The sequence below is a fragment of the Novosphingobium sp. 63-713 genome (assembly GCF_001898925.1).
GTDB lineage: Bacteria > Pseudomonadota > Alphaproteobacteria > Sphingomonadales > Sphingomonadaceae > Novosphingobium.
The window spans coordinates 45702-59489 of record NZ_MKVS01000006.1 but is presented as its reverse complement, the minus strand read 5'-3'; the positions used below and the strand labels follow the sequence as shown (position 1 = coordinate 59489).

10 protein-coding genes are annotated in these 13788 nt (G+C 63.8%); 4 read left to right on the top strand and 6 right to left on the bottom strand.

What is annotated here, in order from left to right; genetic code table 11:
- Positions 1-43: 43 nt before the first annotated feature.
- The 3 genes from lnt (at position 44) to BGP00_RS04660 (ending at position 3907) form a co-directional block, all read left to right on the top strand.
- Positions 44-1684, top strand: a complete 1641-nt coding sequence (gene lnt / locus BGP00_RS04670) for an apolipoprotein N-acyltransferase (protein ID WP_292693065.1) — start codon at positions 44-46, stop codon at positions 1682-1684.
- 53 nt (positions 1685-1737) lie between these two features.
- The gene (gene metK, locus BGP00_RS04665) at positions 1738-2952 is read left to right on the top strand and encodes a methionine adenosyltransferase (protein WP_168603534.1); all 1215 of its coding nucleotides are present in this window, start codon (positions 1738-1740) and stop codon (positions 2950-2952) included.
- Positions 2953-3124: 172 nt separating this feature from the next.
- A complete protein-coding gene (locus tag BGP00_RS04660; protein ID WP_292693067.1) occupies positions 3125-3907 on the top strand; it encodes a universal stress protein in 783 nt (260 codons plus the stop codon).
- A gap of 570 nt (positions 3908-4477) precedes the next feature.
- Here the strand turns inward: BGP00_RS04660 and BGP00_RS04655 are convergent.
- Both BGP00_RS04655 and polA read right to left on the bottom strand, forming a co-directional pair.
- The gene (locus BGP00_RS04655) at positions 4478-5581 is read right to left on the bottom strand and encodes a mechanosensitive ion channel domain-containing protein (protein WP_168602936.1); all 1104 of its coding nucleotides are present in this window, start codon (positions 5579-5581) and stop codon (positions 4478-4480) included.
- Positions 5581-8430 carry a DNA polymerase I gene (gene polA / locus BGP00_RS04650; RefSeq protein WP_292693069.1) on the bottom strand — a complete coding sequence of 950 codons (2850 nt, stop codon included), beginning with the start codon at positions 8428-8430 and terminating at the stop codon, positions 5581-5583. The genes BGP00_RS04655 and polA overlap by 1 nt, the downstream gene beginning before the upstream one ends.
- Positions 8431-8689: 259 nt before the next feature.
- On the opposite strand from polA, the gene BGP00_RS04645 reads away from it, so the two are divergent.
- Positions 8690-8878: a hypothetical protein gene (locus tag BGP00_RS04645; RefSeq protein WP_168602934.1), complete on the top strand. Its 189-nt coding sequence runs from the start codon at positions 8690-8692 to the stop codon at positions 8876-8878.
- 176 nt (positions 8879-9054) lie between these two features.
- Here BGP00_RS04645 and BGP00_RS04640 read toward each other — a convergent pair whose 3' ends face one another.
- From BGP00_RS04640 to BGP00_RS04625, 4 genes are all read right to left on the bottom strand, one after another.
- Entirely contained in the window at positions 9055-10092 is a 1038-nt protein-coding gene (locus BGP00_RS04640; protein ID WP_292693072.1) for a serine hydrolase, read from the bottom strand.
- Positions 10093-10277: 185 nt separating this feature from the next.
- Entirely contained in the window at positions 10278-11915 is a 1638-nt protein-coding gene (gene groL / locus BGP00_RS04635) for a chaperonin GroEL (protein WP_292693074.1), read from the bottom strand.
- Positions 11916-11961: 46 nt separating this feature from the next.
- Positions 11962-12249 (bottom strand): co-chaperone GroES, encoded by a 288-nt coding sequence (locus tag BGP00_RS04630; protein ID WP_168602931.1) that lies wholly within the window; start codon positions 12247-12249, stop codon positions 11962-11964.
- Between the two features lie 135 nt (positions 12250-12384).
- Positions 12385-13770, bottom strand: coding sequence for an MATE family efflux transporter (locus BGP00_RS04625; RefSeq protein WP_292693078.1), 1386 nt, complete (start codon positions 13768-13770; stop codon positions 12385-12387).
- Positions 13771-13788 lie beyond the last annotated feature (18 nt).

Genomic DNA, 13788 nt, shown 5'->3' with positions numbered 1-13788 from the left:
GGCGGGGTGACGGCAAAGGCCGCCCCCGCTAAAGCATGCCGCCATGGATGACGCGGCAAAGCCTTGGCACGACAGATATTTCGGCAAATACAAGCGCAAGGCGAAGCTCTTTGCGCGGGCCTGCTGGCATTGGGGCTGGCGCGGCGCGGCTTTGGCCGCCATCGGCGCGGTCGGCGCGCTGGGTTTTCAGCCGCTCGGCCTCTGGCCGCTCACCTTGCTCAGCCTTGGCGTCCTGTTGTGGATCGCCGCGCGATTGCCCCATGCGGGCTGGGCGGCGCTGGCAGGCTGGCTGTGGGGCGTGGGCCATTTCACGCTGGGGCTGAACTGGATCGCCACGGCTTTCACCTATCAGGCCAAGATGCCGCCATGGCTGGGCGGTTTGGCGGTGTTTCTGCTCTCGCTCTATCTGGCGATCTTTCCGGCCATGGCGATGGCGGGGGGCTGGTTCCTGCGCGGGCGCGCAGTATCGCGGGTGCTGGGTTTTGCCGGATGCTGGATTCTAGCCGAAGCTTTGCGCGGCTTTCTCTTTACCGGTTTTCCGTGGAATCCGCTGGGTGCGGCGCTGTTGGGCGGGGATGCGCGGCCGGGTCTGGCGCTTTTGGCGCCCTGGCTGGGCACCTATGGTCTGTCGGGGCTGGCGGTCGTCATGGCGGGCGTGGCGGCCGAGGGGCGGATGCTGTGGTTTCAGGGTGAACGCCGAGCGGGCGGGGCAATGATGGCGGGGCCATTCGCGCTGGGCCTTGCCGTCATGGTTCTCCCCGGCCCGGCAACGCCCCAGGGCCATATCGCCTATACGCTGATCCAGCCCAATATCGCGCAGGAGGATCTGGACGATCCCACCCATTTCGAGGCGCAATATGTCGCCTCGGCCAAATTGTCCGCGCCTAGAGTGGCGGGGCAGAGGCGGCTGGTGCTCTGGCCGGAATCGGGGGTGCCCGATTATGTCCGCGATGGCTACCCGGCGTGGTATTATCAGTTCACCTTTGGCGGCGATCCTTGGCTGGCGCGCTGGCGTCTGGCGCGCACGATCGGAGAAGGGGGGCTGCTGCTGACGGGCACGGTCGATCTGGATCTGAAAGGTGTGAACGCCACCGGGGGCCAGAATGTTATCGCCGGGATCGACGATCATGGCCGCATCGCCGCCCATTATGCCAAGGCGCATCTGGTGCCTTTCGGCGAATATCTGCCCCAGCGCCAATGGCTCAAGATGATCGGGCTGGAACGGCTGGTGCCGGGCGATTTCGATTTCCGCCCGGGGCCGGGGCCGCAAACGCTCGATCTGGGCGCGCTGGGCAAGGCGGGGATGCAGATCTGCTATGAGATCATTTTCCCCGGCGCGGTGGTCGATCGGGCGCACCGGCCCGACTATATTTTCAACCCCTCCAACGACGGCTGGTTCGGCAGTTGGGGCCCGCCCCAGCATCTGGCGCAGGCCCGTTTGCGCGCGATTGAGGAAGGGCTGCCGGTGCTGCGTTCGACCACCAATGGCGTGAGCGCGGTGGTTGATGGGCATGGCGTTGTGCGCCAAAGGGCCGACCGGGGGCAGGCGGCGCGGCTTGACGGCATGGTCCCGCCCGCGCTTGCGCCCACGCTGTTTGCGCGTTGGGGCAACATGCTTTCGATTGGGATCGGATTAGTTCTTCTTATGCTGGCCACCCTTGTGTTGCGCCGCGCTCGGGGCTAGTAGGGGGTCGCATAAAGAAACCTTTATATGGCAGGATTTCCATGTCCGATACCGTGCGCAGTGATTACCTCTTCACCTCCGAAAGCGTTTCGGAAGGCCATCCCGACAAGGTGGCGGACCAGATTTCGGACGCTATCGTCGACCTGTTCCTGTCCAAGGACCCCGAGGCGCGCATCGCCTGCGAAACGCTGACCACCACGCAATTGGTGGTGCTGGCGGGCGAGATCCGTTGCAAGGGCGTGTATGAGAACGGCGCATGGGCGCCGGGCGCGCAGGCCGAAATCGAAAAGACTGTGCGCGATACGGTCAAGCGCATCGGCTATGAACAGGACGGTTTCCACTGGGAGAAGCTGGAATTTATCAACCGCCTGCATGGCCAGTCGGCGCATATCGCGCAGGGCGTGGACGCGGGCGACAACAAGGACGAGGGCGCGGGCGACCAGGGCATCATGTTCGGTTTCGCTTGCGATGAAACCCCCGACCTGATGCCGGCCACGCTCTATTACAGCCACAAGATTCTGGAACAGCTCGCCACGGACCGCCACTCTGGCGCGGCGCCTTTCCTCGAACCCGACGCCAAGAGCCAGGTCACGCTGCGCTATCACCATGGCAAGCCGGTGGCCGCGACTGCCATCGTCGTTTCGACCCAGCACAAGGCGGGCTATGACGAAGGCGCGAAGAAGGCCGAGCTGGAAGCCTATGTGAAGCAGGCCGTCGGCGCGATCCTGCCCGAAGGCTTCATCACGGGCGAGACCGTATGGCACATCAACCCCACCGGCAGCTTTGAAATCGGCGGCCCGGATGGCGACGCGGGCCTGACCGGACGCAAGATCATCGTGGACACCTATGGCGGCGCGGCCCCGCATGGCGGCGGCGCGTTCAGCGGCAAGGATCCGACCAAGGTGGACCGTTCGGCCGCCTATGTCTCGCGTTATCTGGCCAAGAATGTCGTGGCTGCGGGCCTTGCCACGCGCGTGACGATCCAGCTCTCCTACGCCATCGGCGTGGCGCGTCCGCTCTCGCTCTATGTCGACACGGCCGGCACCGGCACGGTGAGCGATGCCGCGCTCGAAGCCGCGATTGCCAAGGTGGCGGAAGAAAAGCTGGGCGGTCTGACCCCGCGCGGCATCCGTCTGGGTCTGGGCCTGAACAAGCCGATCTATGGCCCCAGCGCTGCCTATGGCCACTTTGGCCGTACCCCGGATGGCGATTTCTTCCCGTGGGAACGCGCCGATCTGGTCGATGCGCTGAAAGCCGCTCTGGCCTGAGCCTTGTGCCATTAACGATTGAAGGCGGCGGTGCATCGCGCACCGCCGCCTTTTTTCGTGGGCGCTCTATTGGATGGCGTGGCTTGACCTGAGTCATGGTAGGTTACTTTTGCAGGAGTATTGTTGCCCGCGACGGATGGGACACGGTCCATAGAAAAAAGGGAGACCGAATATGCGCTCTATTCTGGTTTATGCCGACCAAACCGAGGAAACCCCCGCAAGGCTGGAGACAGCGCTCTCGCTGGCGCGCACCACGGGCGGCCATGTCAGCGTGCTGATCGATACGCCGGTGGCCCGGTTTATGGCGATGGATGCGTTGGGCGGCGGCTATCTGGCGGCGGATGCTGTGCGCGAGGCGGTGAAGCGCGATGATGAATTCGCCGAGGAACTGGCCCAGCGGCTGCGCGGCGAGGATGTGCCTTTCGACGTCCTGCGCGGCGAGGAGGAGCCGGTTGACGCGATGACCGAGGCTTCGCTGCTCTCCGATGTGATCGTGCTGTCGCGCGGGTGTGAATTCGCCGGGCAACTGGCCATGGATGGCAAGGCGCCGATTCTGGTGGTGGATCAGGATCGCCCGTTGATCACGCCGGTCAATTGCGTGGCGGTGGCCTGGGACGGCTCGCATGAGGCGGCGGTGGCGCTGCGTGGGGCTTTGCCTTTGTTGCGGCTTGCCGAATCGGTCCATGTCCTGACCGTGGGCGACAAGGCGGGCGTGTTTCCGCCGCTCGATGCGGTGCAATATCTCTCGCGCCATGGGGTGAAGGCGGAAATTGATTCGCTGACCCGTGTCGGATCGATCGAGGAGACTTTGGCGGCTGCCGTCTCGCGTCTGCAGGCCGCACTGCTGGTGATGGGGGCCTTTGGCCACAGCCGGTTGCGCGAATTCCTGCTGGGCGGGGTGACGCGCTATTTCCTCGACCTCAAGGATGGGCCGAGTCTGTTGTTTGCGCATTGATCGTCGGCCTGTCTGGCGGTCGCGGGCCGGAGCATGTGTGGGCATGCTTCGGCCTTTGATTTGTCTCGCATACGTATTGCAAAATAATGCATCGGGATGGCGGGTTGGTAAGGCTATGATTTACAAATGGAAAATCATAACCCCTTCAAAATTGCGTTTTATGCAATCGGCCATGATGAATGTGCATTTGCTGCAAAGCACCATGATGGGCATAGAGGAGAGGCCTTTCAGGCATCCTCTCCCAAAACTTCCACGGCCCGACCGGCAACGGTTGGGCCTTTTTTTGTGCCCTGCTTTGTGCGGCGCAGCGTCGGGTTGTGCAAACCATTGCTGAGTCATGAAACGCCCGGATTTTGGCGCATCAGCATGATTGCATTATTTGCAATGAGCGTCTCGCATTTCGCACTTGCACAAAAACGGCGTTGGGGTCATAAAGACCATGCCTTTCAGGCATCCTCTCCCAAACTTCCAAGCCCGGCTTCGGCCGGGTTTTTCTTTGCCCGCTTTGCGCGCAACCGCAGCGGAGCACGTAATTGCGCGCAGATGATTTGCGCGCAATCAGTGGCGCCATCAGGTTTCAGTACAAAGCGCGTCGGGCGCGTTAACCCGCAGCCATTCCAGCATCACCTCACGCAAGCCGCTGCGCAAAGCGCCCAGATCGGCAGGGTTGGCCGCGCTGACCAGCAATTTTAGCTCGACCGAGCCCACCCGCGATTCCGACACCACCAGATCGCCGGTGCGCCGGTCCCAGGTCTCCATCTCGTCAATCGCCGCGCGAAAGGCCTGCCGGATCGGCTCGATGGCAAAGCCGGGGCGAATCGGCAGCACCACCGATCCGGTGATTCCGCCCACGCGGGTCCAGTTCTGGAACGTGGCATCGAGAAATTTGACTGTGGGCACGATCAGACGCCGCTCGTCGCCGGTGCGCACCACGACATAGGACAGGCGAATATCCTCCACACGGCCCTGCTCGCCCTCGACCACGACGAAATCGCCGATGCGAATCGGTTCGGTCAGCGCGATCTGCAAACCGGCGATCAGCGATTTGAGCGCAGGCTGGGCCGCGGCGCCGACCGCCAGACCCATCAAACCGGCCGAAGCAATCAGCGTCGCGCCGATATGGCGCACCGCCGGCACGCCCAGCAGCATCAGCGCCACGGTGATGAAGATGATGACAAAGGCCATCGAGCGCGAGATCAGCGCGATTCGCGTGGTGCGGCTGCGCGCGGTCAATTCATCGCCCGAAGTGATCGCACGGCGGGCCATCAATTCCGCGCCGGTCTTGACCAGCGCATAAAGCACCCAGCCCGTCAGCGCCGGAACGACAAAGCCCTCGATCCCGTTCCACAGCTTGGCGACCAGCTTGTTGCCGCCCGCCGCCGAAGCCATACCGCCCGCCAGAAAGGCCCAGCGGAAGGCATGGTAGAGCTGCGCGGCGGCCACCGCCTCGGCGGGATTGTCGCTACGCCGCGCCATGCGCCGCAGGAACGCGAAACAGGCCAGATGCAGCACCAGCGCCACCGCCAGCCCGATTCCCAGCACCACGGCGGCGTGAGTCATCCGGCTGGACCAATGCATCACCTCGTCGATCGAGGGCCATTGGTCGGGATCAAGCGCATCGGCGGGCAGCGCCAGCGGCAATTTGCCCTTGGCAAGGTTGGTGATGGTGATCATCAGTGCGCCGCGCCCCAGCTGGCCCCCACGCCGATTTCCACGCCCAGCGGCACGGAAATCGCCACGGACGGCCCGGCGGCCTCCTCCATGACAGCGCGGATGACGGTTTTGGCGGCCTCGACATCGCCCTCGGGCAATTCAAACACCAGTTCGTCATGCACCTGCAGCAGCATCCGCACATGGGGCAGACCGGCGGCGGCCAGCGCGGGCTGCATCCGGGCCATGGCGCGCTTGATGATGTCGGCGCAGGTGCCCTGGATCGGCGCATTGATGGCGGCGCGCTCGCTGCCCTGACGTTCGGCCTGATTCTTCGAACTGATGCGCGGGAACCAGCATTTGCGGCCGAACAGCGTTTCGGAATAGCCCCGCTCGCGCACGGTCGAGAGCGTTTCGTGGATATAGCGCTGGATGCCGGGGAAGCGGGCGAAATAGGTGTCGATCATCGCCTGCGCCTCCTCGGGCGTCACCCCCAGACGCGGGGCAAGGCCCCAGCGCGAGATGCCGTAGAGGATGGCGAAATTGATCGTCTTGGCCCGCCCGCGCGTCTCGCGGTTGACCTCGCCGAAGAGTTCCTGCGCGGTGGCGGCGTGAATGTCGGCGCCGCTGGCAAAGGCTTCCTTCAAGGCGGGCACATCGGCCATATGCGCGGCAAGGCGCAGTTCGATCTGGCTGTAGTCGGCGGCCAGCAGGACATTGCCGGGTTCGGCCACAAAGCAGTCGCGGATCTGGCGGCCGATTTCGGTGCGGATCGGAATGTTCTGCAAATTCGGCTCCGTCGAGGAAAGACGGCCCGTCTGTGCCCCAACGAGGCTGTAGCTGGTGTGAACGCGGCCCGTGACCGGACTGATCGCGGCCTGGAGCGCCTCGGTATAGGTCGAGCGCAATTTGGCGAGCTGGCGCCATTCCAGCACCTTGCGCGCGATGGGCACGCCTTCGGCTTCCAGCTTTTCCAGCACCGACTGGTCGGTGGAATACTGGCCCGACTTGCCCTTCTTGCCGCCTTTCAGCCCCATCTGGTCAAACAGGATCTCGCCCAATTGCTTGGGGCTGCCGATGGTAAAGGGCCCGCCCGCCAGCGCGTGGATCTCGCCCTCCAGCGCGGCGATGGCCTCGGCAAATTGCTGCGAGAGGCCCGCAAGGCGCTCGCGGTCGACTTTGATGCCGTGGCGCTCCATCTGGGCCACCACGGGCACCAGCGGGCGATCGACGCGCTCATAGATCCGGCTGGCGCCCTCGGCGGCCAGACGGGGCTTGAGCAAATGATGCAGGCGCCATGTCACCTCGGCGTCTTCGGCGGCATATTGGGTGGCGCGCTCCAGCGCGACTTCGGCAAAGCTGATCTGCTTCTTGCCGGTGCCGCAGACGTCCTTGAAGGCGATGCAGGTGTGGCCAAGGTGGCGCTGGGCCAGCTCGTCCATGCCATGCCCGCCGCCGATGCCTTCCTCGCTGCGGCCCGCGTCCATATCGAAGCTGATGACCATCGTGTCGTCGATGGGCGAAACGGTGATGCCGAAACGCGCCATGACGTTCAGGTCATATTTGATGTTTTGCCCCGCCTTCATCACCGCATCCGATTCGAGCAGCGGCTTCAACCGGCGCAGCGCTTCGTCGCGGTCGATCTGCTGGGGCTTTTCGGCAAACATATCGCTGCCGCGATGGCCCAGCGGGATATAGCAGGACTGATTCGGTCCGACCGACAGGCTGATGCCCACCAGATCGGCACCAATCGCGTCCAGCGCGCTGGTTTCCGTATCAAAGGCCACCAGCCGCGCGGCCAAGCCCGCCGCGATCCAGCGATCCAGCGCTTCAAGGCTCTGCACGCATTCAAAGGCGGCCAGGTCGATGGCGGGCATCGCGGCGCTGTCCTGACGTGCGGCGCCTGTGGCGGGCGTATTGCCGGCTGTGACGGCCTTGGGCGGATGCAGTTGGGTGGCGCGCTCCGGGCTGCCCCGGCCGCCGTCAAGGCGCTTCAAAAGGCTGGTAAAGCCATGTTCGCCCAAAAAAGCCGCCAGAGGCTCAGGAGGGATCGCGCCCAGCTCGAACGCCTCGAGAGGCAGGGGAAGGGCGCAATCCTCCTTGAGCGCCACCAGAATCCGGCTCAGGCGTGCCATCTCGGCATGTTCGATCAGATTGTCGCGCAGCTTGCTGGCCTTCATCGTCGCGGCGGCGGCCAGAGCATTATCCAGATTGCCATGTTCCTGGATCAGCTTGGTCGCCGTTTTGGGGCCAATGCCGCGAATGCCGGGCACATTGTCCACCGCATCGCCCATCAGCGCCAGCACATCGCCAACCAGCTCGGGCGTCACGCCGAATTTCTCGCCCACCTCGGGGATGAAGATGCGCTGGTTCTTCATCGTGTCGAGCATATCGACTCGCGAACCGTCCGGGCCTTCGCCCACCAGTTGCATCAGGTCCTTGTCCGAGGAAACGATGGTGACATCCCACCCCTGCGCCTGCGCCGCGCGGGCATAGGAGGCGATCATGTCGTCGGCCTCAAGCCCTGCTTCTTCAATAAGGGGCAGCGAAAAGGCGCGCGTGGCGTCGCGAATCAGGGGAAATTGCGGAACCAGATCCTCGGGCGCGGGCGGGCGGTTCGCTTTATAGGCCGGAAAGATGTCATTACGGAAACTTTTCCCCGACTTGTCGAGAATCACGGCAAGGTGAGTCGGTCCGTCGGCCTTGTGCAGGTCCTCGGCCAGTTTCCAGAGCATCGTGGTATAGCCAAAAACCGCGCCAACCGGGGTCCCGGCCGGATTCGTCAGGGGCGGCAACCGGTGATAAGCGCGGAAAATATAGGCCGATCCATCGACCAGATAGAGATGGGGGCGGCGCGGTGTCGTGTTTTCCATGGATTATCCATAGGGCCAAGGCGGCCCCACGAAAAGGCGCAGGGGGGCCGGATTCGGGGGGAAAATAGGCCGAGCCAACTCGGTTATCCTGATGCAAATGCGATGGGATGCACAGGTAAATGCGACTAGCGCTTGCATCGAATGAACAAGCCGTTTATTTGGCGCGTGAAGTCTACTCCTGCGGTAGGCTTTCCGCACGGCGCGACCACCCCGGTGGACAGTGTCGCGCGTGGTCCACTCGCTGTTCAAGGATACTCACATGCGCAAGATCATTCTCGCCGCTGCCGTTGCTGGCGCTGCTCTGTCGCTCGCCGCTTGCTCGAAGACCGAAGAAGCCGCTACCTCGGCTGAATCGGTTGCTTCGGACGCTGCTTCGGTTGCTGACTCGGCCGCTTCGGTTGCTGACTCGGCTGCTTCGGAAGCTGCTTCGGCTGCTTCGTCGAACTAATTCTTCTGCGCGAAAGCGCGAAGTTTTAGAGGTCAGGGCGCGTGGGATATGTCCCGCGCGCCTTTTCCTTTGCCCGCGCGGCGCTTTGACAAAATGGGGCGCAGAGACGCAAGGCATGAAAAAGGCGCCGACGATCACTCGTCCGGCGCCTTTTTCATGCCTTGAGAGGAAATGGTTTAGCGCGATCCGCCGATCATGGCCAGATCGGCGGCCGGTTCCGCCTGATAGCCGTCATAGATCGCGCGGGTGATGCTGGCGATGCGCTGATCGCGGCCGGGCTTGCCGCCCTGGCCGGTCACATAGATCGCCACGGCAATCGTGCGCCCATCGCTGCTGCGGATCAGGCCCACGTCGCTCGACGTGTTCGACAGCGTGCCGGTCTTGTGGCCCACCATGGCGTCGCCGGGCAGGGCCGCGCGCATACGGTGAATGCCCGTGCGGCAACGCGCCATCGCGCCCAGCAGCACTTCGCGGCTCTGCGCGCTCAGCCATTGGCCCTGATACAGGCCCGCCAGCAGCACGGCCATCGCCTGAGGCGTGGTCGAATCGCGCAGATCGATCTTGCGGGCGGGATCAACCTCGCCGTCATCACGCACCATTGTGGCGATGTCGCGGTCGAGCCGGATGCCGTTGATGCCATTGCGGCGCAGCCAGCGCGTCACCACCTGCGGCCCGCCCATCGCGGCCAGAAGCGCATCGGTGGCGTGATTGTCGCTGCGGGTGATGGCCAGTTCGATCAATTGTTCGGCCGAAAGCATCGCACCCGGACGCACCGGGGCCACGGCGGTCGAGAATCGCGCCGAAGGCACCGGCATCATCAACGGGAATCGGTCGGACAGCTTGTAGCGCCCCTGATCCACTCCTTCGAGGAAAGTGGCGACCACGGCGATCTTGCCGGTGCTGGCCAGCGGGAAGGGCTGATCGCCCATCACCGAGACGCCGCGCCCGGAGGAAAGGTCCACCGCCGCCACGCCGATCCGGCCTTGTGAAGCGCCCGCCAATTGGGCCAGACGCGCTTCGAAACCATTGATGCCGGTGGGGTTTTGCCGGGGCAGCAGGACCGCAGGCTGGGGCGGGCGCGTGGCGCCGCTGCTGAACACGCGGTCGAAAGCCTGTTCCAGACCATCGACATCGCCTTTGGCCAGCACAGGGGGAGCGGCAATTGCCACGGTGAGCGCCAAAGCGCCGAGAATCGCGTTCTGAGCTTTTAGCATGTTCTGGAAATAGGCCCGTCTAAGCTAATTTCCGGTAAACTCCAATTCCCACTCCTTGTCATCCCACCTGTCGATGAAGCGCCCCGTGTCTGCGATGGGATCAGGGAACCTCCGTAAACATAAGGAAAAACCCGGAGAGATTGCTCCCTCCGGGTTTCCCATTTTGCCTTGGATAATGCGTGGACTTAGAAGTCCATGCCACCCATGCCGCCGCCCGGCATCGCGGGCATGGCAGGCTTGTCTTCAGGCTTTTCCACGATACCGGCTTCGGTCGTGATCAGCAGGCCAGCCACCGACGAAGCGTTCTGCAGCGCGGTGCGGACAACCTTGGTCGGATCGATCACGCCTGCGGCCAGCAGGTTTTCGTAGGTTTCCGTCGCGGCGTTGAAGCCCAGCGTTTCGTCGGCCTGATCCAGCAGCTTGCCGGCCACGAGGACGCCATCGACGCCAGCGTTTTCAGCGATCTGCTTGATCGGAGCGGTGATCGCCTTGCGGACGATGTCGATGCCGCGGGTCTGGTCTTCGTTCGCGCCCTTCAGGCCTTCCAGAGCCTTGGTGGCATAGAGCAGAGCCGTGCCGCCGCCGGGGACGATGCCTTCTTCGACAGCAGCGCGCGTGGCGTGCAGGGCATCGTCAACGCGATCCTTGCGTTCCTTGACTTCCACTTCGGTCGAACCGCCGACCTTGATGACGGCCACGCCGCCGGCCAGCTTGGCCAGACGTTCCTGCAGCTTTTCGCGGTCGTAGTCGCTGGTGGTGACTTCGATCTGCGCCTTGATCTGCTCAACGCGGCCCTTGATGTCGTCAGCCGAACCCAGACCGTCGACGATCGTGGTGTTGTCCTTGTCGATCGTGACCTTCTTGGCCTGACCCAGCATGCCGAGCGTGACGGTTTCGAGCTTGATGCCCAGATCTTCCGAGATCATTTCACCGGCGGTCAGCGTGGCGATATCGCCCAGCATGGCCTTGCGGCGGTCGCCGAAGCCGGGAGCCTTGACGGCAGCGATCTTGAGACCACCGCGCAGCTTGTTGACCACGAGGGTGGCCAGCGCTTCGCCTTCGATGTCCTCGGCGATGATGAGCAGCGGACGGCCCGACTGCACCACGGCTTCGAGGATCGGCAGCAGCGACTGCAGCGACGAAAGCTTCTTTTCGTGGATCAGGATATAGGGATTATCCAGTTCCACGGTCATCTTTTCGGGGTTGGTCACGAAGTAGGGCGACAGGTAGCCGCGGTCGAACTGCATGCCTTCGACGACATCGAGTTCGAATTCGAGGCCCTTGGCTTCCTCGACGGTGATCACGCCTTCCTTGCCGACCTTTTCCATCGCTTCGGCGATCTTCTGGCCGACTTCGGTGTCGCCATTGGCCGAAATGATGCCGACCTGAGCGATCTGGGCCGAATCGGCCACCGGCTTCGAGCGGCTGGCCAGATCGGCGACCACAGCAGCAGCGGCGGTGTCGATGCCGCGCTTCAGATCCATCGGGTTGATCCCGGCGGCAACGGCCTTGAGGCCTTCGCGCACGATGGCCTGAGCCAGAACCGTGGCGGTGGTGGTGCCGTCGCCGGCCTTGTCATTGGCCTTGCTGGCCACTTCGCGCAGCATCTGCGCGCCCAGGTTTTCGAACTTGTCCTTCAGTTCGATTTCCTTGGCGACCGACACACCGTCCTTGGTGATGCGGGGAGCGCCGAAGCTCTTTTCGATGACGACGTTGCGGCCCTTGGGGCCCAGCGTCACCTTGACGGCGTCGGCAAGCGTGTCCACGCCCTTGAGAATGCGTTCGCGAACGTCGCGACCAAATTTCACGTCCTTGGCGGCCATGATCTGTTCCTTTGAAATATCAGTGGGTTAAAAGATGCGTATCAACTCAGCCGATGATGCCGAGGATATCGCTTTCCTTCATGATCAGCAGGTCTTCGCCCGCGACCTTGACTTCGGTGCCCGACCACTTGCCGAACAGCACGCGGTCGCCCGCCTTGACTTCCAGCGGGGTCACAACGCCGGCTTCGTTGCGGGCGCCCGAGCCCACCGAAACGATGATGCCTTCAGCAGGCTTTTCCTTGGCGCTGTCGGGGATGATGATGCCACCGGCGGTCTTTTCTTCGGCTTCGACGCGGCGGACCAGCACGCGGTCGTGCAGAGGACGGAACGACATGGGAGTGTTACCTCTCTCAAGTTGAAAATGCTTCTTGGCACTCCCACCCTGAGAGTGCCAACGCTCCGGATATGGGTGCGGGGTCAGAGGGCGTCAAGGCACCCTTGGACAAAAAAATTCAGGACCCAAAAAATTTCAGGCCCGCGTCTGGACCAGCCCCAGCGCCTCGCGCCGGTTCCAGCGCCACAGCAGCATCACTGCCACTACGGCAAGGCCGGTGGCAAGCCCGATCCACACGCCAAACCCGCGCAGCCCCGTGCCCAGACCCAGCATCACCGAAACCCCAAATCCCGGCACCCAATAGCCCAGCAGGGCAATCGCCATCGGCACCTTGGTGTCCTGCAATCCGCGCAGCGCCCCCGCCAGAATGACCTGCGTGGCATCGACCAACTGAAACGCGGCGGCCACCACCAGATAGCGCACTGCCAGCGCCACCATCACCGCGCGCTCGGCCGCATTCACGTCAATATAGGCCGAGAGCAGCAGGCGCGGGGCAATCACCATCAGCGAGGATGAGAAGAGCGCGATGCACAGGCCAATCTGCAGCGAGGCCCAGCCCGCGCGCCCCATCGCCGCCCGGTCGCCCGCGCCGTAATGGTATCCCACGCGGATGGTCGCCGCCTGACCGATGCCCATCGGGATCTGGAAGGTGAAGGCGGCAATCTGCAAGGCCACCGTATGTGCGGCCAGTTCGGCCTCGCCGATCCGGCCCATCAGGAAAGCGGCGGCGCCAAACAGACCAGCCTCGGCCAGCACCTGAAAGAAGATCGGCGCACCGATCGCCACGATCTCGCGCAGGCGCTGCCAATCAGGGCGCCAGAGATGGCCGAACAGATAATGCCGCCGCAGCCGCCGATTGGCGAAAATCGCCCCCGTATAGGCCAGCGCCGTCACGCATCCCGTAATGACGCTGGAGAGTGCCGAGCCTTGCAGCCCCAGCGCGGGCATGCCCCAATGGCCGAACACCAGCGCATAATTGCCCGCCGCATTGACCGCGATGGCCAGCGCCGTGATGAAAGTGGCAAACACCGGCCGCCCCAGCGCCGAGACCACCGAGCGCAGCACATTGGCGATCAGCATCGGCACCATCGCCCATTTCAGCACATGCAGGAACCCGCCTGACAGATCGGCCACTTCGCGCGCCTGTCCGGTCAGCAGCAGGATCTCGCGCCCGAAACTGCACAGGATCATGGCTAAAGCGCCGGTCCCTACCGCCAGCCACAGGCCCATCCGCGTCGATCGCCGCACCGACCGCACCGCATGATTGCGCGCGCCCAGTTCCGCCGCCACCAGCGCCGAGACCGCGCCCGTTAGGCCCGACAGGCTCCACGCCAGCAGGCCGAACAGGCTGACCGAGAGGGAAGAGGCAGCCAGCGGGGTCTGGCCCAGCCGCGCCACAAAGATCACGTCAATGGCATAAACCGCCATTTGCAATAGGTTGGCCGCCGCCAATGGCACCGCCAGTCGCAGCGTGGCCAGCGCTTCGCTGCGCCAGAGTCCCGTGTTCGCCCCCGTCGTCATAAGGCGCGGACATAGGCG